The 25685-nt window shown below is 62.8% G+C and carries 11 protein-coding genes; 4 read left to right on the top strand and 7 right to left on the bottom strand.

All coding sequences use genetic code 11. The features are described 5' to 3' along the window. Positions 1–76 precede the first annotated feature (76 nt). From ACOYYX_RS23860 to ACOYYX_RS23845, 4 genes are all read left to right on the top strand, one after another. Positions 77–535: a BlaI/MecI/CopY family transcriptional regulator gene (locus tag ACOYYX_RS23860; RefSeq protein WP_422924378.1), complete on the top strand. Its 459-nt coding sequence runs from the start codon at positions 77–79 to the stop codon at positions 533–535. Next, on the top strand, positions 499–2514 hold the full coding sequence (locus tag ACOYYX_RS23855) for a M56 family metallopeptidase (protein WP_422924376.1): 2016 nt from the start codon (positions 499–501) through the stop codon (positions 2512–2514). The genes ACOYYX_RS23860 and ACOYYX_RS23855 overlap by 37 nt, the downstream gene beginning before the upstream one ends. 206 nt (positions 2515–2720) lie before the next feature. Then, positions 2721–4175 (top strand): Gfo/Idh/MocA family protein, encoded by a 1455-nt coding sequence (locus ACOYYX_RS23850; RefSeq protein ID WP_422924374.1) that lies wholly within the window; start codon positions 2721–2723, stop codon positions 4173–4175. Positions 4176–4368: 193 nt separating this feature from the next. Then, positions 4369–6285 carry an ABC transporter permease gene (locus ACOYYX_RS23845; protein ID WP_422924372.1) on the top strand — a complete coding sequence of 639 codons (1917 nt, stop codon included), beginning with the start codon at positions 4369–4371 and terminating at the stop codon, positions 6283–6285. Here ACOYYX_RS23845 and ACOYYX_RS23840 read toward each other — a convergent pair. The 7 genes from ACOYYX_RS23840 to ACOYYX_RS23810 all read right to left on the bottom strand — a co-directional run bounded on the left by ACOYYX_RS23840 (position 6178) and on the right by ACOYYX_RS23810 (position 25082). Further along, complete coding sequence (locus tag ACOYYX_RS23840; protein WP_422924371.1) at positions 6178–8223, bottom strand: di-heme-cytochrome C peroxidase; 2046 nt, start codon at positions 8221–8223, stop codon at positions 6178–6180. The genes ACOYYX_RS23845 and ACOYYX_RS23840 overlap by 108 nt on opposite strands. Continuing rightward, the gene (locus ACOYYX_RS23835) at positions 8220–12983 is read right to left on the bottom strand and encodes a patatin-like phospholipase family protein (protein ID WP_422924369.1); all 4764 of its coding nucleotides are present in this window, start codon (positions 12981–12983) and stop codon (positions 8220–8222) included. The genes ACOYYX_RS23840 and ACOYYX_RS23835 overlap by 4 nt, the downstream gene beginning before the upstream one ends. A gap of 253 nt (positions 12984–13236) precedes the next feature. Continuing rightward, the gene (locus ACOYYX_RS23830; protein ID WP_422924367.1) at positions 13237–14868 is read right to left on the bottom strand and encodes a tetratricopeptide repeat protein; all 1632 of its coding nucleotides are present in this window, start codon (positions 14866–14868) and stop codon (positions 13237–13239) included. A gap of 138 nt (positions 14869–15006) precedes the next feature. After that, a complete protein-coding gene (locus ACOYYX_RS23825) occupies positions 15007–18768 on the bottom strand; it encodes a hypothetical protein (RefSeq protein ID WP_422924365.1) in 3762 nt (1253 codons plus the stop codon). Positions 18769–19170: 402 nt separating this feature from the next. Continuing rightward, complete coding sequence (locus ACOYYX_RS23820; protein ID WP_422924364.1) at positions 19171–20247, bottom strand: tetratricopeptide repeat protein; 1077 nt, start codon at positions 20245–20247, stop codon at positions 19171–19173. A 679-nt stretch (positions 20248–20926) separates the two neighbouring features. Further along, positions 20927–21847, bottom strand: coding sequence for an SWIM zinc finger family protein (locus ACOYYX_RS23815; RefSeq protein WP_422924362.1), 921 nt, complete (start codon positions 21845–21847; stop codon positions 20927–20929). A 76-nt stretch (positions 21848–21923) separates the two neighbouring features. Beyond that, a complete protein-coding gene (locus ACOYYX_RS23810; RefSeq protein WP_422924361.1) occupies positions 21924–25082 on the bottom strand; it encodes a DEAD/DEAH box helicase in 3159 nt (1052 codons plus the stop codon). Positions 25083–25685: the final 603 nt, after the last annotated feature.

Genomic DNA, 25685 nt, shown 5'->3' with positions numbered 1-25685 from the left:
GCAAAACCCGTAAGATCCTCTGCGACGGCGAGAGATCCCCAACGAACGAATCGAACGACAAGGAGGTCAGCCGGGCATGGTGCGTCCTCGACACGAACAGCCGACCCCCGCCGAGCTCGAGATCCTCAAGGTCCTCTGGGACCGGGGAGAGCCCGCGACGGTGCGCGACGTGGCGGAGGTGGTGAACCGGGAGGCGGAGTCGCCCCGGGCTTACACGTCGGTCATGAGCCTCATGAACGTCATGGCCGACAAGGGCCTGCTGCGCCGCGAGCCGCAGGGGCGGGCGTTCATCTATGAACCCGCGGCGCCCCGGGAAACGACCCTGAGCTCGCTGCTGGGGGAGACGCTCAAGCGCGTCTACAGCGGCTCGGCGAGCCTGCTCGTCGCCCACCTGCTCGACCAGTCGAAGCCCTCGGGGGCCGAGCTCGACCAGATCCGCTCATTGCTCGACGCGTACCAGGACCGCCAGGCCGCCGAACCCAAGGAAGGAGACCGCCCATGCCCTCCCTCGCGCCCGAAGCGTTCCAGGGGCTGAGCGCCCGACTGCTCTGGCTCGCGCTCCTGCACGGCCTCTGGATCGGAGCCGCCGTCGCCTCGGCGGTCGCCTTAATCGTGCAGGGTAGGGCGGGACTCTCGCACCGAACCCGCCACGCGATCCTGCTGGGCTCCCTGGCCTTCGTCGCCATCGCGCCGATCCTCCTGGCCGGCTGGCAGGTCGCGTCCCCCGCGATCGGGCCGAGAGTGGCGACGACGAGCGTCTCGACCGTGGTCATCGGGACGGGCGTCGCACCTACAACGCGAAAGCTCGAGGAGCCTTTGAAGGCTCCGATGCCCACGCCGCCAACTGCCGCCTCATGGTGGAATGCCATCAACCGCAACTACATCAACGATGCGGTGAATCTCTTGCGAGCCGTCCGGCCGATCGGCCTCGTGGCCTGGATCCTGGGGATCATCGGGCTCGGCGTCATCCCGGCGATCGGGGCGAGCGAGCTGCGTCGGCTCCGGCGCGAGTCGATCCCGGCACCGGGACATGAACAGGCGAGGATTCGTCGACTCTCTCGCCGGCTCAACCTCAGGAAGGCGCCGCTGCTGCTGGTCCACCCGAGGGTCTCCGAGCCTTGCCTCTGCGGCCTCGTCCGCCCGCTGATCTTCCTGCCCGACCGCTGGCTCGTCGCGAGTTCGGGCGAGCAGGTCGAGGCCGTCCTCGCCCACGAGCTGGCCCATGCCCGCCGGGGCGACCACGTCATCAACCTGGCCCAGCGCCTGCTGGAGCTCGCCTTCTTCTTCCACCCGGCCGTCCACTGGCTCTCGCGCTCGTTGCGGCATCAGCGCGAGTATTGCGCCGATGCTCTGGCCATCCGGATCACCCGCAACCCGATGGCCCTGGCCAGGGCCCTGGAATCGGTCGCCCGACTTCGACAGAGGCCCTCGGCACCGCTCCCGCTCGGGGCGGTCCTGGCCGGCGAAACCCCGTCCCTCCTCCCTCGCATTCAGGAGCTCATCGGCATGACGCCCTCGAATCCCCAGGCCCGACGCCCGCTCTGGCCCTTCGCCGCGTTGCCCCTCGCCGCCCTGTTCGCCATCACCGCCGCCTCGGCCGGCGCGAGCCAGGAGCCGCAGGACAAGCCCGAGGCCTCGTCAAGCGGCGAAACCAAGGCAGACAGCCCCGGCGTGACGATCAAGAGCACCCCTGTTTTCCCCGGCACTCACGGCATTGAAGATGTCATCCTCTTGGCTCCTGATCCGGATATGGATATGCAACCGGAGTGGAATAAGGCTCAGATGAAAGCCTTCCAGGAAGGTCGACGGGGACAGGTCGCAACTCCTCTAGAGTTCCCCAAGCCGATGAGTGACAATCAGGTCAGTCAAGAAGTCCGATTTGCATCCATCGACGCCAAAGCCTGGAAAGAATTCCTGAATGGGCGACAGGCCAATACCTCGGGAGGAGAACAGGCAACCTCCTGGCTCCTCGATCAAAAGGACCTTGCCCAACTCCTCCGAACCGTCCTCGCGAGCGGACCTGAGAGAACCGTCGTGCAAGCCCCCAAAGTAACAATGTTCGAAGGCATGCAAGCCCTTATTTCGACTTCTCGTCATTTATCCGTTCGCTTAACCGATCAACTTTCTCCACCCAATCAAGAGAAATTCCAGGCCGTGACCCAGGCGACTGTATTGGCTTCTGGGTCCTTCACTCCCGAGGGGGTGAGCTTCAAGGCCAAGTACCATAACGTATCGCTGCCTCCTTATTCAGCCTTCGATCACTTCGACACCTCCAAGCCGACGACCATCGTGCTCAAGAAGCCCGAGCCGCCCTTTGTCGTGAGCAAAGGCCATCTCTCCTGCGAGGTCCCCGACGGCTCCAGCGTCGTCATCAAGGTCGAACCGCAAGCTGGGGACAAGGCGGGCGTCGCGGATGCCAATACCAAAGACATCCAGCGGCTGATCATCATCACCCCGAGGGCCATACGCCTCGAACCTGAAGATCAGAAGGTTAGAGCGACTCCCGCCAAGTAGTCCGATCTGACACATCATCGCCCCTCGAGCATGGCCTCGGGGGGCGATTCGCATTTTCGAAGCCTCATCAAAAGACATCATGAAGCGATCCACGCGGCAAAAGGCCCGAAATTTCCTTGGGAATCGCGCGCCGGATCGGCCATAATCCCGGGATGAACCGGGCCGAGACCGGCCCAAAGCTCATCCCCACCGTCCGGAGAAAGCCGATGTCTCACCTGAGTCGCCGTCGGTTCCTGAGTCGTTCGATGGCCGCCGCGGGCATCTCGGCGGGGTTCGCCATCGGCGGGACCAAGTCGTCGGGCCGGGTCATCGGCGCTAACGACACGATCCGCATCGGCGTCGCCGGCATCCACGGCCGAGGTCGTGAGCACATCCATGAGTTCGCCCGGATGAAGGGGGTCGAGATCACCTACCTGATCGACCCCGACACCAGGACCTACGCCCCCGCCACCGCCCTCTACGCGCTCGAGACCCTCGGGAAGGGGGCCAAGCCCAAGACGGTGCAGGACGTCAGGCAGGCCCTCGACGACAAGGAACTCGACGCGATCTCGGTCGCCACGCCCAATCACTGGCACTCCCTGCTCACGATCTGGGGCTGCCAGGCCGGCAAGGACGTCTACGTCGAGAAGCCCTGCAGCCACAACGTCCACGAGGGCCGCGTTGCCGTCGAGGCCGCACGCAAGTTCGACCGCATCGTCCAGCACGGCACCCAGAACCGCTCGAACCCCTACTGGATCAATGTCGCCGAGCTCGTCAAGTCGGGCAAGTACGGCAAGCTGCTCGTCTCCAGGGGCCTCTGCTACAAGAGGCGCAAGAGCATCGGGACCCAGCCGACCACGGCCACGCCCGAGGGCCTCGACTTCAACCTCTGGACCGGCCCGGCCGCCGAGCACGCCTTCAACACCAACCTCGTGCATTACAACTGGCACTGGTTCTGGGACTTCGGCAACGGCGACATCGGCAACCAGGGGGTCCACGAGATCGACAAGGCCCGCTGGCTGATCCCGGGTGCAACTCTACCCAAGAGCGTCATCAGCCTGGGCGGCCGGTTCGGCTACCAGGACCAGGGGGAGACCGCGAACACCCAGATCGCCGTCTTCGACTACGGCGACACCCAGCTCATCTTCGAGGTCCGCGGCCTCGAGACCAAGGGCTACTTCGACCAGTCGGTCGGCAACATCGCCCACCTCGAAGAGGGCACCATCGCCGGCAACTTCTTCTATCCCAAGAAGGGGGGCGACCGCGAGCCGTTGCCCAAGCCCGAGAACGCCGACAAGGGCCAGACGAACCACTTCGCCAACTTCATCGACGCCGTCCGCAGCCGCAAGTCGTCGGAGCTCCACGCCGACATCCTCGAAGGCCACTACTCCAGCGCCCTCTGCCACCTGGCCAACATCTCGTACCGCCTCGGTGAGAACGTCCCGTTCAACTCCGCCTCCAAGTCGTTCGGCGACAACAAGGAAGCGTACGAGACCCTCGGCCGGATGGAAGAGCACCTCTCGAAGGACAACGGCCTCAAGCTCGACGAGCTGACCTACCGCGTCGGCCCCAAGCTCCAGGTAAATGCCAAGACCGAGTCGTTCGTCAACGCCCCCGAGGCCGACAAGCTCCTCACCCGCGAGTACCGCGAGCCCTTCACCGTCCCCAAGTCGATCGCCTGAGCGAAAGCTCGACGACGCTGGTTCAAGGACCGAGGGAAATCTCCCTCGGCCCACCGCCTCGATCCTCACGGCTCGAGGCTTTTTCATTCGTCAAGATCTGACATTCGTAAGAACGCATCACTTCGCACCTTGATGCTTCTCTTCGATGTTATTGCGGCCTTGCGGCATCGATCCAGGGGAAGGACGACCCTCCATGGCGATCGGCTCCCTCATCGTCAAGGAGTGGCGGGGCGCCTCGCGGAACCCGAGGCTCTTCCTCGTCCGGGTCGTGACGGCGACGGTGATCGCTCTCTCGCTCGGCCTGAGCGTCGGGGCCACGACGGAGGCCTGGCGAGGTGCCACGCTCTCCCTCGGCGAACTGTCCACGATGGGGAAGGTCGCATTCGGCAGCTTCGTCATCACCCAGGGCGCCGCGATGCTCTTGCTGGCCCCGCTGTGGACCGCCGGGATCGTCGCCGAGGAGAAGGCCAGGGGCACGCTCGGCCTGCTCCTGACGACCCGGCTCTCGCCGGCCGAGATCATCCTGGGCAAGCTCGCCTCGCGGATGCTCGTCCTGCTCACCACGATGCTGGCCGGCCTCCCGATCCTGGCGATCATCAGCCTCTTCGGCGGCATCGAGCCGGAGCGTGTCACCGGGCTCTATCTTGAGACATTGACCGCCGGGTGGACGGCGGCATCGATCGCCGCGCTCGTCTCCGTCCATGCCAGGTCGATGCCGACGGCCGTGATCGCATCGTTGCTCGCGGTCTGGGCCTGGCTCTTCGTCCCGATCTGGCTCTCGGATTACGTCAGGTCTCAGACCCCGACGCTGGCCTGGAGTCTGATCCAGGCATGCCTCGACGAGTTGGCGAGGTCGAGCCCTCAGTCGACCTTCTCCGAGCCGACATTCTGGCGCTCTACCGCACGAAGACCGCTGGGATTCCAGGACATCCTCTTCGGCCTGATCGTCCGACAGATCATCCTGGGCTCTCTGCTAATCCTGCTCGCGGCCCTGAGGCTGAAGCCGCTCTACCTCCAGCAAGCTGATCGCCGCACAAGCACGCGATTCTCCGTACCATTGCGCTGGCTCGGGCTGAGAGAGGCCGGGTATCTCCCCCCATGCGGCGACAACGCCCTGCGATGGAAGGAGCGGCACTCTCCCGAGTCCAGGCGACTGGCCCGGCTCCTGATCCTGTGCGCCGTCGTCCTGGTGACCTACTCGACGGCTGTGGAACTCCGGTACGACTCGACGGGGGCCTACCACGCCTTCGACGAACTCTTCCGCCACGGCCTCGACCCCGGCCCCTGGGGATCCCACGGGGCCTTCCGGAATGGCATCAAATACCGCCTCTGCGAAAAGGCCTCGATCCTCTACGTCGCCGCGCTGGCCGCCTCGTCGATCATGGCCGCCTCGAGCGTCGCCGGCGAGCGCTCACGAGGCACCTGGCTGAGCCTGATCAGCACACCGCTCGAACCTACCGAAATCCTCCGGGCCAAGATGCAAGGCGCGATCTGGGCAGTCCGCGCTCCCCTCGCCATGATCGTCTTCCTGTATGTAGCGGCCCTCATCTCGACGATGATGCACCCCGTCGGCTTCGTCCTCGGCCTGGCCGCCATCGCCTCATACCAATGGTTCGGGGTCGCGCTCGGTCTCTACGTCTCCGTCCGCGTGAGCGACGTCTGGCGAGCCATCGCCTACACCGTCACGACGCTCCTTGCGATCAACCTCATCCCGGCCGCGCTCCTCTCCCCATATCTCGGGAGCTTCACCATGGCCGGCATGCTGACCACCTGCACGCCCCTCATCGTCGAAGAAATCTCCGTCTCGCCGATGCGGTTCCATCAGTTCGTCTCGGCCATCCACCACGACCCAAAGGCCCTCATCGTCCTATCCATCATGCTAACCGCCACCGCCGCCCACGCCCTCGCCGCCTTCCTCCTGGTACGGGCCTCGCGCCAGCGAATCGCCGCCCATCTCATGACGATGGCGACGGCGATTCGCCTCCAGCAACCAAAGTCTGGATCAAAGGCTCTTCAGATACTCGACAAGTGCCCAACGCTCATCGTCCGTGAACTCTGGACCAATGATCCCCTTGAACGGATGGGCCTTCGGTGCTTCGCTTGTACCTAGCACCTTCTCGGTAGCCTTCCGATAGCTTTCCCTGATCTTCTGGGGCGTAAAAGTCCTGAACTCGTCGACAGAGACTTCGAGAGCCTTGGCCTCACGTTCCTGAGGATCATATTTAGCGACCTCACCCTGGCGTTTCTGACTGAGTTCCAATTCCTGCATGGACAGGTTACGGAACTCATGCCCTCCATTCCCATTGCCGGGCAAGGACGTATCGAAACGAAAAGAGCCCGAGGTTGCATCCTTCTCATATCCGACGTATTTCTCGTCGAACATGGTTGATCCGGTGTAGAAAACCTTATCTCGACGGTCCCAAGGGACAAGCAACTGGTAGAGATTCGGCACCGAGCCATTATGCAGATACGGAGGAGTCGCCCAGATGCCATTCAATGGGCGGGCCTTGTAATACAAATTGGGCAGGATCACCTGATTGATCAAATCAGTTGACAGCAACTCATTCTCATCCAAATCGCAAACGCCCGAAGACCTGTCTCGATTGAAATTAATCTCGCTGACGTCCTCATTGGCAGCTTCGAAATCTTGAAGCTTACGCCTTCGGGCGAGTTCGGTCACCACGAAGAGCCCCTTCGCGGCAGATATCGTCTTCCCGTCGAGGACGGCAACTCGACGGTAAAGATTCATCGCCTGATTCGGATCGGTGCCGATCACGAAGAGGTCGCTTTTCTTGAGCTTGAGGATAGATTTGCCGGAATCGCTGCACCACTCCTCCGCGGCATAGTCCTTTAGAATCTCCTTGATGGGGCGGAGATGGCAACTCTTGCAGTACTGATGGTAAAGCCCAGCACCCCGAACCCTCTGAGGTTCATCGATGGGTTTCAGCCCTGTATCCGCCCACTTCGGCGCTTGCAGGCCGCACGATGCGGTCTCGCCCCCGAGCTGATCCTCCAAGGCGGCGAGGTTCTTCAGATTGATCGTGGATTGGTATAAAGGTGATTTATCTTTGGGGTTCAACGATTCCAGCTTCACGGGCGCCCCGACGCCGAGGGCCTCGCCGATGTTGCGGACCAGGGGCATGCGGATCGACCCGTTGTATTGCACCCAGTCGAACCAAGGGGCCGTCCAGATGTGCGGGATATTGACCGGCGCATCGGGCACGACTTGATTGTCGACCTTCGTGGTACCGAAGACGCGGTTCCCGATCAAACCCAATGCATCGGTCCGCCCGAATCCTCCCTCCGTCCCGTTGAGCTTATGAACCCGCGCATACTCCCTGTTGTTCATCCCGACGACCAGGTACTGTTGGAGACTATCCCTCAGTTCGTCCTTGCCTTTCTGATCTGCCTTATCTTTCAAAACAGCACGGGCGAAGCGCTCGAAGCGTGAGCTCGATCTCAGGGTCAGATCAAGTGACCGACCGACAGCCTCCTGAAATGCCGCCAGATTGATCATGGCCGAACCGCCCTCGATCAAGACGGACTTGATCGTGCTCCCCTGTTGGTAACTGATCAGGCCCGTGTGACAGGCGGCACAGGTCAGGCCGACGACCTTCTCCTTCCCGTTCGATGGCGGGACCGCATAAGGAGCGTCGAAATTCTCTTCGATCGCAAATCCTATCGGCAGCGTTCCCGGATTCAGTTCGGAAAGCTTCTTACTCGGCAAGAAGCCGAAACGCTCGAGATAATCCGAATCGCTGAGTTTGCCGGCGGGCCAGAGGAGAGCAGGTTGCTCGAGGTTCATGAACCAATCCAGGGGAAGGATTCGCGTCCCCTGGCTGGCGTGGTGGTACCAATCTGCCTGGCTGGTCTTCCAACCTTGTTTTTCTGCCAGCCTGACGAAGTTGCCCTCTTCGACCTTGGGAGGGCGAGGGGGCGAGACGCCGCTCAGGACATCCAGCTTGGCAAGGGCAAAGAGGCCCAGGCCGAGCACCGCAGCCACGATGGCCATTCCGAGGAGTGTCTTCCGCCAACGCGTCAGGATCATTTCGTCCCCCCTTGGGATTTGCCACCGATCTTGCGGTACAGGATGGTCTGATTCTCCTCCTCCGGGGGAACTTTCGTCTCATCCTTGGCGGGAGATAGGGGCTTGAAGTCGTAGAGCGAATAGAAGCTCTTCCACATCGCCATCTCGAGGTCGCGGTCCGTCTTCCGGTCGGGCTTCGGATATCGGACCATCAACGTCTTGGTCGAGCCGAGTTTGTCGAGTTTGCCCAGGATCTGACGAATGCACCTCGACCCGAGGCCGATCGAACGATGGGCGCGCCGGATCCAGACGAAGAGCTCGAGGAGGTCGGATGGGTTGAGCCCCCGAAGCTGCGTCGGGATGATTTCCGGCGAGTGACAGACCACGACGATCCCGCAGGCGAATCTGTCGTCCGAGGCTATTGCCGGCTTCTCGCCCGCGGGCCCCTGGACGATCAACGAACTCGAGATGAAGTCGGCCGACGATTCGACCGGATTGTCATGCGAGTCGCGGGTCCGATCGATCAAGGCCGGGAGATCTCGCCTGGCATTCCGCACTTGGTTCCAGGCCTCATCGGGCCACTCCCTCCTGAACTCTTCCGAGAGCCAGGCGACGGATCTCGTGTTGAAGCTCATCGCGTCCTTGTCGGTTTCCCGGTCGAGGCTAATGAGCCAGGGCCACCGACCAGTGCTGAGGTGGAGTTGGGACTCGCAGAAGATTACAAAGTCGGGGTTGAATTCGGGACGGAGGATCGGCCATGAGCGGAGGAACGCCTTCGTCGCGCTCCAGCGCCGGAAGACGTTCATCCAGCCCCGGTCGATCGGCATGTCATAATGCCCCTTCAGGCCTAGGCCCACCCAGGCGTTCTCCATGATCTGGAGCATCTGCGCGACGGCATGCAGCTCGGCCCGCAGCCGGTCGCCGTCGCCGGCTTGCGGCCGAGGCACCACGGCCGCTTCCAGGTTCAGCTCCGGGTAGAGGTCCCGGCTCAAGCCGGCGAGGTCCGGCTCCGTGCGGAGCTGGGTCTGGAGTCGAGACCATTCGCTGGTCGATGTGAGGTAGAGCTCGCCATGATCGGCCGGGGGCGACGCCCAGCGGCCGCGGAGGGCCGAGAAGAAACGCTGATTACCCCTTATGTACATGTTCTCGTCTTCTGGCTTCAACCACTCCGTCTTGAAATCCGGCTCATCCGACTCGCGGAGCCGGGCCACGGCGTCCGAGAAGACGTCGCGGGCGATGTGGTCGCCCAAGGCGCGATAGCTCTCGAATTGCTCCTCGGTGAACGACTGCCGGAAGTCGGTCGGCTGGTGGGGGAATCGCGGGGCCTTGCTCGCGTATTTCTCGACGTCGGAGGGCTCATCCCCCGTGAGCGAGATCTTGATATAGACGATGATCCCGGGGACCTGGCCGTTGTCGACGTCCTCGTAATGGACCCGGCCGATCACGAGGTGGGTCCGGCTCAGCCTGTCGGGCCCCTGGGCCTTGAGCGGGTCGGTGTCAAGCTCGACCCTGATCCCGAAGTCGATGCGACAGAGGCGGACGAGGTTCGCCAGGTTGTCGCTCGCCGCGTCGACGTCCTCGCCGGAGTCGACCGCGATGATGTACCGGCATCGGCGGCGGATCAGCTCGTAGATCCCCAGATTCTCGAAGTGGCCCCCGTCGGAAAGATGCACATACTGGTCTCTGTCGCTCGTCTGCCCGAGGAGTTCGGCGGAGAGCCTGTCGCCGAATCGAGGGCCCTCGGCGGTCCAGCCGGCGAATCGAGGGTTCTGCATCCAGTAGCCGAGCCTGGCGTTGAAGATCGTCAGTAGGGCGGTCAGGCCCGAGGACTGGTAGAAGCTCATATTCGGGTCGATCGCCGCGCCCGAGATCGTGATGGCCCGGCCCAGCGTCAGGTTGCTCGTGGTCGCCTCGGTCACGTCGGCATAACCGACGCCCTTCGACCCGCAGTGCAGCGGCGTCATGACGAACGACTCGGACTTGCGATCCTGCCAGGCCAATTCCTGACCGGCCACGAGATTCATGGCCCCATTGATCAAGAGATGCGGCCCCCAGTAAACCGACGCATTCTTGCTACGCCTGCCGATCCTGAGGTCATAGAGGGAGATGTCGTCCCTGGGGTCGAAACCCGTGACGGGGTTCGGGTTACTCGGCGGCTGTTGGACTTGAGAGGAGATGAGGTCGGCCTCTCTCTTGCGTCGTTCGAACTCGACCCGATCTTGCTCGGGGCCGGGTTCCAACCTCGCCGAAAGCCGATCAAGGACTTCCAGCAAATTGGTCGTCTGCCAGTAGAGTTGCCTCGCCGACTCCTCGACCTGCCGGCCGAGCGTGGCATCCAAGCTCGGCGTGGCCGTCCTTTGTTCATTGAGATCCTCGATCTTCTTCCTCAATGAACTGATCGACTTCGTCAAGCGAACTTGCCGCGCATGGAGATCTGCGATCTCACCCCTCACACGACGTCGCCGATGCGATCCGGTCTCGCCAGGGGGCGGGTCGCTTTCCTTCTGCAAGGGGTCGGGATTACCCCCCTTCGCGGCAGATCCCTCACTCTTCCGGAGGGCGGGGGCCCCTCCGCCCATCTCCGGTGTGTGGTTCCCACCCCACCTCGCCTGCCAACGCGATTTCGGGCGAGAGGCACCGATGTAGCAACGGACCAAGCGGTTGGCGTACATCGCATGGAGCGAGAATAGATTGACGTCGATCGTGGCGTTAGCGATCAAATAGAAGATCGCCGACGCCACAAGATAACTGACCATGAGGAAGAGGGACGACCCCGCGACCCCCACCATGTAACGATCGAGGGCGGACCAATTGTCGCCCTCGGCGGGCATCGCCAGCGGCGGCATGTTGACCACATAGGCCACCACCAGCGAGATCAAGCCGAGGAGGCCGGCGAGGAAGATTGGCGGCATGACCAACGCGATCAAGGTCAGGCTAACGCCTCCCTTATCGTCGGGCTTTTGCAACGTGGCCCTGCGGCCGGAGATGACCCCGATGATCGTGGTCACGACCCATCCCGAGGCGAGCAGGGCCTTGACGACGGGCCCCGCCCAGAGGAACAAGGCCGGCACGTAGAGGATCGCGGCCATCACCCCGAGCCAGGAGAATGAGCCGATCATCAGCATGGCGCTCAGTCTCGCCCACCACTCCCGTTCGGCCTCGTTGACATAACGGCTCAGCAACGCGACTTCGACCATGATGGAAACGACGTAGATCAATACGCCCAGGGGAGGGACGATCGTCGCCGTCAAACCGTGATAAGCCTGAGACTCCAGTATCCTGAGCAGATACGCGAGGCAGCAGATCAAGGCTCCCCCCGTGAGGCCGGCCCAGAAGGCCGCATGGACGTAGGCGCCAAACGGCCGATTCAGCTTCAGGACGACACACGTGAAGAAAATAGCGAGCGTGACCAGGAGGAGGAGCCCGACGAAGACGGCCGCGATCGCAAGACCAGGAGGGAGGCCATCGGGGCGGGCCAGGGCCAGGCTCGTCGCCACGGCTGCCGCCCCCACGAGCACGAGGAGAGTGATCCATTTGTGATATCGAAGGCAGGCCACTGTGGCCATGAGCACGCCGAACACCAGGCTGTGCGCCAAGACGGTCGGGAGGCTCAAGAGGCCCAGGTTCGCGGAGATGTAATCCGTAATCGAGTTGACCAGGAAGTTCGTCGTCCAGCGCTCCCCGCCGGTTGCCCCTTCGAAGTACGAGCCTATGCTCCACATGACATGCCTCAGCGGTATCGTCACCAGGAGCATGCCGAACATCAGACACAACACCCACCGAACGGCCTTCTTCTTGATCGAAGAGGGACGATCACGAGCATGGCCCTCCGGGGTGCCGACGGCGTTCTTCTCCCCCTCTCGGAATTCCGAGAGGGCGCGGCTACTCCCGATAAAGGCCCAGATAACGAGCAGAAGCCCGAACCCTGCCATCCCCATGGAGAACCAGTTGGAGATGGGGTCGGCATCGAGCGAGGGAGGATTGAACAAAATGTAGAGCTTGACGACGATCCTGGCGAGGAGAACAAGCATCAGCGCCATCGGCAACAAGACAAGCATGTTGATGGCGACATTCCTGAGCCAGATCGAGAGGATCGTCCAGGTGTCGGTCGTCATGATCCCGGGCCTGGGCGTGAGATAACTGCTATACTCCCTCAGGTGATGCAACGGCTCGGGTTCTTCGTCGACGACCTGAGATCCTTGAAGCAGGACTCGATCGGCCTTGGCGTTCCGGACTCGACTCGGATCGAGCTGCCGCTCGACGTCGAGGACGTTCCCCTCGCGCTTCAACCAGGCGGCCAACCAGGCTCCGGCATAGCCGCCACCCGAGACCGTCGAGAGATAGTCGATGCGGCTCAACAGGCGGAGTTGTGCCAATCCTTGGAGAAATCCGACGGCGAACGTGCCGCTACGGATCCCACCCCCTGAGATGGAGAGCCCCACGGTGTGTAGCTCGAGCGCCTCGAGCCTGGAAATCGTCAGCTGAAAATCGGCGTTGAGCGGCGTTCCCGGTGACTCGGCGTTGAGCGGCGTTCCTGGTGACTCGGCGTTAGATGGCGTTCCTGGCGGGTTGGAAAGTCTGAGTTGCTCCGCCTTCCTGTCCTCGTATTCCTTGAGACGCTTCTTCAGGTCCTTCTCGCGCTCCTTACGACGCTCCTCCTGGTCTTTCTCGAGATCCTTGCGACGCGCTTCGACTTTAACGTCGAGTTTGTCGTAGTCCTGAACCCCGGATAGTTTCGACGGCTCCTTAGGGTTGATGAACTGCTCACGCCGCAGTCGCACCTCAACAAGCTCTTTTAGGATAACTTCCGCTGCCGAGAGATGGGCCATGGAATCTTCCTTCGGAGGGCGCGACCACTCGCGAGTCAATCCTCCCGGCCTTCGCGCGGAAGGCCGAGAGGCCGGGGAGCGGACGCCCGGGGCAACATCGCCCCGTGTTCGTACGATCCCGCTGGTTCGTCGGAAGGGTTAGAAAGCGTTCGGAAGCCATCGGGTGTGGCTGGATTCGAAGTCTTAGTGGGAACAGTAGCGCCAATTATGACTTGGGCAACTTCGCCTCAAATACCTTGAGACGGTCCTGCGCACCGGGGTCCTTCGCACCGACCGACGTCGCAATATATTCCTTCTGATAATTCACGGCATTGGCGTAGTCGTCGACTGAGAAATAGGCCTCGGCCAGCGTCTGCATGACCCTCGGGTCGTCCTTGCCGATGAGCTCCTCGCCGCGTTGGGCCATCGCCAGTGCAAGCTTCGGATTGCGGAATTTTTCCTCCGAGCAATTGGCCAGCAACAAGGCGCGAGCGAGATAGGCCTCCCCTAGTTTAGGATCGAGCCAGACCGCCGTGGTCAGGTCGTTCAATGCTTCTTCAGGACGGTCCTGGGCCTCGCGGAGCTTGCCACGACCAACGAAAGCCGGGGCGAATTGCGGATCGAGTCGAAGCGCCTGAGCAAAATGGAGCTCGACGGACGAAAAGTCGGGCTTCGGATCAGATTTCGCGTTATTGCCGGGATCCTTTTTCGGCGGCTTCTGCTGACTCATGGCCTTGAGGAAATGCGCCGAACCGAGTTCTACGAGTGGGGCGGGGTTCAACCGATCATAATAGGCCGCTTTCTCAAAGTCCTTCACCGCCAGATCCAACTTGCCCTGCGATGCATGGACCCGACCTCGATCGAGATAGGCTTCGGCATCCTTCGGATCGAGCTTGACGGCTTCGTCGAGGCTTTTCAGCGCCCACGCATGATCCTTCTTGGCCTGAACGGCCCCCAGGAGGCGGAGAGCCAATGAATTCTTAGGGTTTAGCTCCTTCGCCTTCAAGGCATCCACCTCAGCATGGGCATAATCCTTGAGGCGAAGAAAGTAGAGGCCACGTGCGGCATAAGCCGGCGCCCATTTGTCGTTACTGCGAATGGCCTTGTCGAGATCTTCCTTCGCCTTCATGACATCGTCGACGTGATCTCTTTCGAGATAGGCCTTAGCTCGACCGAGGTAGGCCCGAGTCAAGTTCGAGTCGAGTTGAAGAGCAATGGTGAATTGCTGTATCGCCAGGTCCAAATCACTCGCGACCTTCGATGTCTTGGCGATGGCGAGCCGCGCATCACCGATCCCCGCATGGAGTCGCGCATTCGACCCCCCGAATCGAAGTGCCATCGCGTAGTCGTCGTCGGCAATCCTGGGGCTGCCTTGTTGATAATGGAGATACCCTCGCGCCTGATATGCTTCGGGGTAACCAGGCTGAAGTTCGAGGGCTTTCTCGAAATCCATCAAGGCAATCGAGTACTCGTTCCGATCAAACCACAAATACCCTCGTCTCAAATAAGGTTCGGCCTGATTGGGATTTGTGCGAATCTTTTGGGTATAAAAATCAAAGGCTTCATCATAAGTTTTAAGATACTCAGAAGGAACATAGCCTCGTTCGTTCCCCTCCCAATCTTCGAGCAACAGCCAATCGTGACCCGTCGCATCTGGTACGTGCATTTTTATCCGATAAACTTCATGCAACGGCGATCGCCCTACGAATCGTTCGGACGGGGCAACGGGGCTCAGGTCATTAATCACGACCTTGCCATGGCTCTTAGACTCCGTCGCCTGTACGCAAGTCCCATGGGCGGCCAGACCGACCAGGCCGAGCCCGACGACGCTGGCAAATGAATTGCGGAGGGGCAGCATCAAGGTTCTCCTAACCAAGAGGGGGATCGGCTAGCGCACGACTTCGTATCGCCTGCGATCGGCAACGTTGCCGATCGCGAGTGAAAGGGGAGCCCCCACACCTGGCGGGCTCCCGATAGAGGCTAGCGGCTTCGGAAATCAAAGGTCGGCGTGGAAATGGAACGTGGTGGCACGCTGGAACTTCAGCACACTACCCTCGGCGGCCTTGGTCGCCTCGGCCTGACGAACCAGGGTCCTCTTGTCCTTGGACTTGGTCCCGGCAGTGGGGGAATCATCATCGTCGTCCGAGGCACCGCCACTATGGGGGTTATCCAGCCCGATGTACCGAGCCTGGCCGTCGGTCGTGTCGGCCTGGATGAAGATGCGAAACTCCGTGGATTTTTCGACGTCGGTCAGGGGGAAGAATGCGGTGTAAATCCCATCGTTCGCGGACCTGTCGCACTTCGCCTGATCGAAGCCCACCTGGCCCTGCGAGAGCCCCTTGGCATCCGTCCCGTCGTCCCGGAACTCCACCTCTCGAGGATCGATCGACTCGAATCCCTCGGTGATCATCTGGTAATAGCCCATGACACGCGCATTGAGGACCGAATTCGGGGCCGAGACCTGGACCTCGACCGCGGCGTACTCTTCAGCCCGCCTTACTGTGCCTTTACTCTTCGTCCCTGGCTCCTGAATCAACCCGGTGATGAGTTGGATGTTCGGACGGTCCGAGCCGACGGAGAAAGTGAAGTTCGTCTCGGCTCCCGCCAGGAATGCAAAGTCGCTCGGGTCCTTGAAGACGAGCACCGGGGTATACCAACCCGGCCGCAGCGGTTGAGGAGTCGAAGCCCGGAAGACGAGCAGCGAGGGCGTGGAAGCGTTGGAATCGAACTTGACCTTGGCATCGTCGGCGGTGCGGACACCGAGGTCCGAGACTAATTCCATGCGAAATCGCTTATCACCTTCCACGCTAGGCCGATTGGGCAATTCTTGCGTAAGGCCAACGATCAACTCGAACTCGGCCTGCCCCTCGGCATAGAATCGGGCGAGCCTGGCCCGATTCTCTCCTTCCAGCGAGGGCGGGTTGCCGGCCAGCCCGAGCGTCTGCTGTCGTCTCGCCTCTTCAACAGCCCGCCGCGTCTTTTCCATGTTGATCCGATCGATGCGCTTATAGATCGGCACTTCGCCTTGCTGGTCGATCAGCGAAGCCTCGAAGAGGTGCTCATAGGCCCGCATGATGGCGTCCAGATATCGCAGGTTCACGCCAAGGGTTGAAACCGAACCCTTGGCCGTATCGCCCTCGGGTTGCGACTCAGGCTCGCCGGTCGCTGACGTTGTTGCACCGAGCGGCTTATCTTCCGACTCCTGCGTAAGCTGCTTGGCGAACGCCATCAGTTCGGGGTTGGCGAATCCACTCGACGGCGTGCGCATCTGATTGACCGAGCTTCGCAAGCGGCTCAATTGCTCGCGAGCTCGCCCGAGGAATTCGAAAAAGGCCTTATTGTCGATCTTTTTCTTGTCCTCCATTGGCGAGGAGGCGAGGTCGAATGTCCAAGAGCTCTCGAGATTCCCTTCCTTCTTGCTATCAGCGGCATTCTTCACGCTCCGGGGAGCGGTTGCATCCCTGAGCCACCGCAACGCTCGCGACGCATCCTGGGCGGCCCTCCGATTCCCCTCCTCAAGCTGAGTTGCGTTCGTCTTTTCATCCTTATCAAGGAGGGAGTTGAGCCTATCCAAAGCGCTTCCGAGCCGTTTCGAAATGTCGCCAACGGTTTTGGGCCCCTTCCAGTTTTTCAGGGCCTCGGCATCTTTCGCCGCATCGCCCGTCTGCGGGGCGAACCGAATGGCTTTCACATTCGCATTGCATACGTCTAGACCTGGATTCGCATCATGCGCGTCGTTGCCATTGGTCTGCTTCCCCAGGGTTGCCTGCTGGGGGATGATGACCCAATTGCCTGACGACTGCTCATTCTTGAGGCGTTGGGCGATGGCGCCGATCTCGTCGATATCGGTGACCGTCAGGACCGAACCGCGGGTCGAGAGGGCGAGGTCGCGAACCTCGGTGTCCAGTTTCGCCGGGCCGACCAAGACCAGGTCGAGTCGAACATCCGCATCCTTGGGAAGTTGGTCGCGAATCTTGGGGACCTGAGCCCCCAGGTCGATCGGCAGGCCGCCGGGCGGGATGAGGACGGCGAGGTTCTCCAGGCGATTACGTTGCAACTGATCGATCGTATCACTGATAACTTCCTGGATGTTCACCCCGCCCGTGCTCGACGATGCATCCTCGGACGGGATATCCTTGAACGGGCGGCTAATCCGCGCCGTCAAGGGCTGGAATCCCCCTGTCTGGGCCGCTGGGCTGACGAGCTGAAGGTTTCCCGACCGGTTGACGAGGCGAGAGAACTGGACGACCGAGCGGTCGCGGATGGACCTGTAGGGATACACGCCGCTCTGCGTCAGCACATACTCGTATTCCGGCTTAGCGTCCGGGGTGATGATCCGTGTGCGCCTGGTGCCGAATCGGCTGAAGGTCCGACCCGGGATTGAATAGGCGGATTCGAGCTTGCTCCGGAGGGATTGGACGAAGTCGAGCCTTTGGCGGGTGCCGGGTACGTTGAGCTCGTCGAGCGCAGTGATGATGTCCTGCGCCATCGCCACATCGAGCTGGGCCGAGATCTCATTGATACCGACCAGGCGATCGAGCGTCTGGAGGCTCGGGTCGCGGGCGGCATTGCGGGCGACCTGATCGATCAGGGCTTTCTGCTGGGCGGGCGCGAAAGCCTTGGGATCGATTCGCTTGGCCTTCACGAGCTCCTGAACGTATGAATTCAACCCTGACTTGATCTTCGAGAGCCGCGACCCCTCGGTTTTCACGTCCTTCACGGATTCGCCGAGACGCTTGGCCTCCTGCATGATCAGGGCGAAGGCCTTCGCCCCGAGCAACTCGGGCTGGAGGACCGGAATCAACTGCCCCGCGCTGACGACCGAGTCCAGGATTTGTCCCAATCCGGTTTTCGACAGGATCAGCGGATTCGAATTATCCTGATTGAACTGCTCGATGAGCGCCTTGAGCGTCTTCTCGGCGAAAGACTTGAGGTTCGATATCTTCTTGCCGTTGCTGACGTTCTCCAGATGCTGGGCTCGGACCTTGCCGATCGCCGAGGCGACGATCGCGGTTCGCGGGTCCGTCGCAGCCGATGCCGCCGCCGTCGCATCCGTCGTGGTATCGGGCGTCCCCGCCTCGACTCCCAGCTTGTTGAAGAACTGGTCGACAATATCCTGGCAGGAAGCTTGCTGGGCGGGCTCGGAATCATGGTCCGCGGAGGTGCAGAATCGGCCCATGAATCCGCGCACCGACGAGAAGTAGTTGTCCATGAGGCAGGCGGAGCCGGCACGCACGGGGCAACCACGAGGGAAGGTATATTCGTCGGTCAGGCCGAAGATATAGTGGCAAAGTTCATGGGTCGCCGTCAGGACCACGTCTTGCGAGATCATCGGGACGAGGGTCTGATAATAGAGGACGATCTGTCCCGGTTGCCCTTCGATGGCCCTGAGATTGGCGAAGCCGGCGCTGGCGGGTGCCCCCGTGAGCGAGACCACGAGGTCCGCATTCTTGATGTTGTCGACGTAATCGAGGGTGCCGATCTTGGCCCGACCATTCGTGACGGTGGATAGGAGAAGGCTGACCCGACCGACCAAATCGTTGACGACCTTCTCCTGATCCGCGGTAGGCTTCTGGACCTGGCCGAGTTGGGGGTCTCCGCCGCCTCCCGGCAATACGGCGAATGTGTATGTGAACCGGAACGACTTGGAATCTTTATCGTAATGGGCCGGCCCGGCGAGCGCCGGCGTGGCCAGCGCCCCGGCCACCAGGACCGGCAGCAGGAATGCGAACGAACTTAACCTCGACGACCGTCCCATATCTGGAAACCTCCAAAGTTGTAGCCATCATCGGCGCGGCGGTTCAATCCAGAGTATGTCCTATGCCCCGCATCCCGGATGCAATTCGATCAGCACATCTCGTATCCGTTTATCTAAACGATTCAGCCACTCAGTATAACCAGCAAAGATTCTCAAACTAGCCCCATCCCTCAAATATTCATACGATCCCCATAGAGATCTCGCAACCGCGAACATGCATTGACTACACCAATCACCTCCACCTATGCGAGGGCAGAACGACGACACATGTCGCAGGAGTGTCGCCCGTGTCGTCTCCGCGGGAGAATGAACGAATTCAACCATGACGAGGAGGTTGAACCGATGGCCCGGGAGTGGGCTGTGGTCGAGGCTGCTGCCGAGAGGTCGGGGGCGACTTTGACTTCAGAGAGAAGTCTGGTCGGGCACGCCGAGGGGAGTAGCTTCGGCCTGGGTGGGGACGCTGTACATGGGGCCTTCGACGGCTTGGGGGGAGGGATTCCAGACTTGATTGCCGCGGCCTTCGGACCAGAGACGCTGGTTGCCAAGGCGTTTCTGGCCCATCAAGAAGTAGGCGTCATCCAGGGTTGAGAAATGCTCGCGGTACATGCGATCGCGATCAGGGGCGGCGTGCGGGTTGAGGTTGAGGACGCCTTGCGAGGCCATGCTCTCGGTCAGGGCGTTGGCTAATAACTGATGCCCGACGATCGAGGGGTGGACGTGGTCGACGAGCCAGTCGGAGCCGACGATGTTGCCGGGGCTTCGGGAGGCGAAGAGGGCGTCGGCGTCGAGTGGGGGAGTTCCCGACTCCCGGGCGACGTCACGGATGATCCCGCGCATCGGCTCGAGGATCCGAAGGGGGCAGACGTCTTCATCCTTGGCTCGGAGGAACGCGAGCTTCGCCTCATTCCAGAGGCCGAGGCGTTGGTAGCACTTGGCGAGGCCGTAGTGGATACCGGCGTGCTGGTCGTCGATGCAAAGGGCCTGCTCGAGGAGGTCGATCGCCGCCGGTAGGTTCCCTGCGTAATGGGAGCGAGCCCCGTCGTAGAGCGAGGTCCAGCGGTCGAGTTGCTCAGGGGTGAGGTCGGCCCGGTGCTGCGACTTGAACGGCGGGATGTCGAGGTTCACCACCGGGCTCACCAGCATGACGTGGACGCCAGCCTCGCTCGCCATACCGACCATCCGGCGCAGGTTGTAGTCGAAGTGGGAGATCAACGACCCTCGCCAACCTGCATCGCGGTGATAGGCCTCGAGGCCCCCACGAAAGTCGAGGAAGGCCTGGACCTCGGGGCCGAGGGTCGTCCGGGGCGGAGTGGTCTTGCGGGCTGCTCCCATGGCGCCGAGGAGGCTCGACTGGAGGACCTGATAGGTCCGGAGCCGGGAGGCGATTTCGAGCGGCATCTTGACGAAACCGGGGATCTGCTTGACTGCGGCGTAACTGCGATCCTCCAGGAACTCGTTGTGCCCCTCGCAGATGATCAACAGATCGGGTTGATAATGTAAAAGCTCTTTGAGGACCGACGCGAGCCGATAACTCGCATAGGAGATTCCCCCACAATTGATCACCCGCCAGGGCCGGCCCGGGGCGTGGGCCTTGAGACTGATCTCGAGCCTTTTCGAAAACGCGGTCTCGGCGGCGATGGGGCTGCCCTGGACGGTCGAGCCGCCGAGGCAGAAGACCCGGAACTCGCCGGGGGGCTTGACCGCCGGGAACGAGGCGGGGCGGGGCGGAAGAACTTGAAGTGGGACGGGAGGATCTCATAATTCGCCCCCGTCGGGTCGAGGACGAAGAGGGGCCAGACCTCGCTGAAGCCGACGAAGGGGTGGTCGCAAGGGTCGAGGCGCCCTACGTCGATGGCGCGGAGGAGAACCTCGGCCGCCAGGAAGGGGGGATAGGCCCAGGAGCACCGCGATCGCGCGAAAGAGCCAGGTCCGGCCGCGACCGCGTGTCTTGCTGCGAAGGGAGTCCGACGTCGTCATGGTTCGACGAGACGCAGGTTTGCCGTGATACTTGGCCCGCGCGGGGAGGGCCGACCTCGACGGATCGGCAGCGGGACGAGAGGGGAACGCCTTTCCTATTTATCTGACGGCCCGCCCGCGCTTCTTCAAGAAAAAGCGATGGCGGGTCATCCGGCGGCTTCAAAAAGCGGCGGAAGGGGGCTCAACTCGAGGCGGGGGGTTTGGCGGAGGTCGCTGCGGGGGCGGCGGATGAGGACGAGTCCTGGTTGACGACCAGCTCCAGGCCTCGGGTGGAGGCGAGGGCATATGTCGGCTCGACGAGTTCGAGCAACGGCGACTCGCCTCGCCAGAAGGGGAACCCGCTCAGGCGATGGAGCAGGGGGGCCGTCATCGGCGGGACCTCCACGGCGGCCGAGGCCTCGTCGGCCGGGATCGGCCGGCCTCCCCAGAAGGTGGCGAGATCGGTGACCAGCGGTTCCGCGAGAGCAACAGTGTGAGAAGGAAGCCCAAGGGGCTGGCTCGGCACCTCGACCCCGCCGACGCTGTCGAGGAGCGTGAAGAAGGCATCGCGCTTCATGCCCCGGAGTTCGAAGATCAGGAACGGGTCGCGGTCGAACTCCTCGCCTAAAAGATAGTAGACGGCCGCGATGTGCTTGCAGGGGTTCGACCAGTCGGGGCAGGTGCACTTGGTCGAGAGGTCGCCGAGCCGGCTCGGGAAGAGGGAGAGCCCGGCCTCCTGGAAGACGTCCTCGATGTCTTGCGGCATCTCGCCAGCCAGGAGCTTGGCGACGTGGAGCGCCTGCTTCGAGAGAACGTCCGCCAGCTTCGACCAGTCGGCGGCCGAGAGTGTCTTGCACTGGATCGCGAGCTCATAGGGCTTGGGCCGCGAACCCTGGACGGTCGCGCGGACCCAACCCGGGTCGACGTCGATCGTCAGCACCTGCCCCTTGCGGGCGTAGGAACGACCCCGGCCGAGCCTGGAGCCGATGTCGAACCCTTCGAGCACCTCGATCCAGCGCTTGGCCCACCAGCTCTCGGCGAACTCCCCGCGCTTGGACCTGGACTTGATCCCGCCCTTCGCTTCCCTCGGCCTCGACGGCTTGTTATCCCAGGGTTCCCACATCGACCGCACCCTCCTTCCGAAGTCCGCCCAATTCTACGGGTCTGAAGCAAGCCGAGACACTGATACCGAGGCGTCATCATGAGCCTTCCAAGGCGTCGCTCCGGAGCGCGAAGATGGCCTTGAGCTCGGAGGTCGAGAGCTTGGTGAGCCAGTCCTCGCCGCTGCCGACGACGGAGCCGGCGATCTCCTGCTTCTGCTCGATCATCTCGTCGATCCTCTCCTCGAGCGTCCCGACGCAGACGAACTTGTGGACCTGCACCTTGCGGGTCTGGCCGATCCGGAAGGCGCGGTCGGTCGCCTGGTTCTCGACGGCCGGGTTCCACCAGCGGTCGAAGTGGAAGACGTGGTTGGCCGCGGTGAGATTCAGGCCGGTGCCGCCGGCCTTCAAGGAGAGGATGAACAGGCGGGGGATCTCCGGGCCGTCCCCTTGCTGCTGGAACCGCTCGACCATGAGGTCGCGCTGCTTCTTGGTCGTCGCCCCGTGGAGGAAGAGGACCTCGCGGCCGAACGTCTCCTGGAGGTGGCGACGGATGATCGCGCCCATCTCGAAGAACTGCGTGAAGATGAGGGCGCGGTCGCCGGCCTCGAGGGCCTCCTCGAGCATCTCGGTGAGCCTCGTGAGCTTGGCCGATCGGCCGGCGACCGCCGAGTTGTCGCCGAGGAACTGCGCGGGGTGGTTGCAGACCTGCTTGAGCTTCGAGAGGGTCGCCAGCACGACCCCCTTGCGCCGGATGCCTTCGGAAGACTCGATATCCTCGGCGGCCTCGCGGACGACCGCCTCATAAAGCGAGGCCTGCTCCTTGGTCAGGGTGCTGTACACCTTCATCTCGAGCTTGTCCGGCAGGTCGGAGATGATCGACTTGTCGGTCTTGAGCCGACGGAGGATGAAGGGGCCGGTCAGGCGCTGGAGTTGTTTCGAGGCCTCCGGGTCGCGGTTCACCTGGATCGGGATGTGGAAGCTGCGCTTGAACTCGGCCTGAGTGCCGAGGAACCCGGGGTTCAGGAACTCCATGATCGACCAGAGGTCGCCGACGTGGTTCTCCACCGGCGTGCCGGTCAGGGCGATCCGGAACTCGCCGCGGAGCGCACGGGCGGCCTGCGACTGCTTCGTCTGCGGGTTCTTGATATTCTGCGCCTCGTCCAGGACGATCCCGCCCCAGGGGACGCCCTCGAGCATCGCGAAGTCGCGATGGAGCAGGGCATAGCTGGAAAGCACCAGGGCGTGCTTGCTCGCCTCCTTCTTGAAGGTCGCCCCCTTCACCCGCGACTGCCCGTGGTGGACCATCACCGGCAGGCCCGGCATGAACTTCGAGGCCTCCTTCTGCCAGTTGCCGACGACCGACATCGGGCAGACCAGGAGCGTCGGCCGGCGCTCGGCGGGCTTGGCCGACTCCCACTCACGCCCTATCATCGCCAGGGTCTGCACCGTCTTGCCCAGGCCCATATCGTCGGCCAAGCAGGCGCCGAAGCCCCAGCGCCTCAGGAAGCCGAGCCATGAGAACCCGCGATGCTGGTAGGGCCGCAAGGTGCCCCGGAACCCCTCGGCGACCTCGAGCGTCTCGAACCCCTCGCGTCCTTCGAGTTGCTCCAACAGGTCGGCGAACCAGCCCTCGGCCTCGACCCCTTCGAACGCGAGACCGCCGGCAGGAGCCGCCTGGCCGAGCGCCATGCGGACCGCCTGGCGCGCGGACATCGTCTCCCCCTTCGACTTCCAGAAGGCGATCGCCGCCTGGATCTCCTCCGCGCTGAGCTGGACCCACTGGCCCCTGATGCGCACCAGCGGCGACTTCAGCTTGGCCAGGGCCTGCAGCTCCTTGAGCGTGAGCGTCTGATCCCCCAGCGCAATCTTCCACTCGAACTTGAGGAGCTCCTCGAGCGAAAGGCCCGACTTGCTCTTCATCTTGGGGGACTTGACCATCGCCTTCGCCGAGAGCCGGAGCTTCGTCCCCTTGCGGCTCCACCAGGCCGGCAGGAAGACCCCGAAACCGGCCTGCTCGAGCTGCCAGGCCGTCTCGGTCAGGAAGGTATGGGCCCCGGTCCCGTCCAGGTCGAAGCCATCGGGGGCCTGCTCGCGTAAGCTCTCCTCGATCCGGGGGCTCAACTTCGAAGCGCCGCCGAGGGCCGTCAGCAATGACTCGCGAGGGCGGAACCCGGCGCTCCGGAGCAGGGCCGCCTGCTTCCCCCGCGGGTTCCAGGCGTCGCCGACCGGCACGAGCAGGCTCGGGTCGTTGATGGCCTGGAGGAGGTAGCTGACGTGCCAGGTCCCCTTGTCGTCAATGGGCCGGCCATCGGCGTCGGGCTCCTCGAGCCGGAAGCCGAGGCGGAAGGGGGACTCCGCCGCCACGTCGATCGGCCGACGCCACTGGCGGATCTGTTCGAGCAGGCGCTCGATCTCCGCCTCGTTCCCGTCCATCAGGCCGTCCCGGGCCTTGAGCGCGTAGAGCCAGTAGTCGTGCAGGCTCTGGAACTGCGAAGCCTTCCTCGGCCGGGTCTTGGGCCTCCCCCCGGCCTTCGAACCGCCCGAGACCTGGAGGCCGGCGTCGGTCGAGGTCCTGACCAGGTGGTCGACGACCTCGCCCAGGAACTCGGAGAGGACGACGGCCGCGGCCGACGTCGGGGCCCCGCCGAAGGCCTCCTTGCTCAGGGCTCGACAGGCCGAGGGCATCGCTCTGGCCAGCTCGCTCGAACGCCTGGGGTCGGGGCCGGTGAGGACCGGCTCCCAGAGGGCCCGATACGAGGCTCCCTGGCGGATCAGGCCGGGCAGGAACTGCTGCCGGGTCACGAGCGCCCCGGCGAACCGGAGCACCTTGACCCAGAATTCCAGGTCCCTCCCCACGACAACCCCGGGCGCCAGCGTGGCCCTGCCGGCGCAGGCGACGAGAAAGTCGATGGCGCGATCCACACCGAGCCCGACCCCTTCGACCTTCCAGGGGGCGATCCGGGCGCGGGCGACGTCACGCGGGAGTTCCCCCACGAGCGGGTTCGACGGGACCGGTCCGGCATCGGTCGCCGGCACCCAGGCGACCCAGGCCGAGGCGTCGCCCGGCCGGAACGCGAAGGAGGTCGCACTTGATAATATGCGGATCAGTTCGGCGCCATTGGTCGCGAACGGGTGCTCCCTGGCGGCCGGGCCGAACCCGGCCGGCTTCTCGCGACGATTGAGGGGACCTCCATCCCCCGACTCTCCCCAGACGATCAGCTCGCCATCCCTGAATGCCCCATGCAAGACGATCATGCGGTTCTCTGGCAAGGCTCCAAGGGGACGCGGCACCATCCGACGGGAGTGGGCCAGGTTCGCCTATTTCAACATGCGAACGACGATGAAAGGAAGTACCAAACCGAGGATGTCATTCGTCGAGGGCTGACGACCTTATCAAGGTCGACACGCCGGCACCTCGCCCGTCGCAAGGTCCATGATATTGCCCCGGTTCTTCGTTACAAGTTTGTTTCCTCGGCGACACAAACAGGTTACAGTCGCCCACAGAATATTCCGTCAACTCGTCGGATTCGAGGCAGGGCCGAGACGGTCCGGCGGGGTGGTTTGGAGCGCCGGTCTCCGGCGGGGATGGGCCGATCAGTTCGAGCCCCGATCTGGAGGGGAAAGGGCCGGGAACCTCCGGGTTTTCCGGGCTTTCGTCGCGAGGAGCGGATATGCTTGGCGACATCCCGTCCGCTCGGGCACCTCGAGGTTTTGGGAAATGTTCAGGCGGCGATCGGAACCGCGCCGGGCCCGGCCGGGCGATTGCGTGGGACTTGGCACGAGGGGTGCTTAAGAGGGGTGCGAACCTTCGACGGACGCGACAAGCGGTCGTGCAATGCCCTCGTGCCGCACATGCTG

This window comes from Singulisphaera chitinilytica, from assembly GCF_049331405.1.
GTDB lineage: Bacteria > Planctomycetota > Planctomycetia > Isosphaerales > Isosphaeraceae > PoT.
Note: the sequence above shows the minus strand (reverse complement) of the source record. Positions and strands in the feature narration are given on the sequence as shown.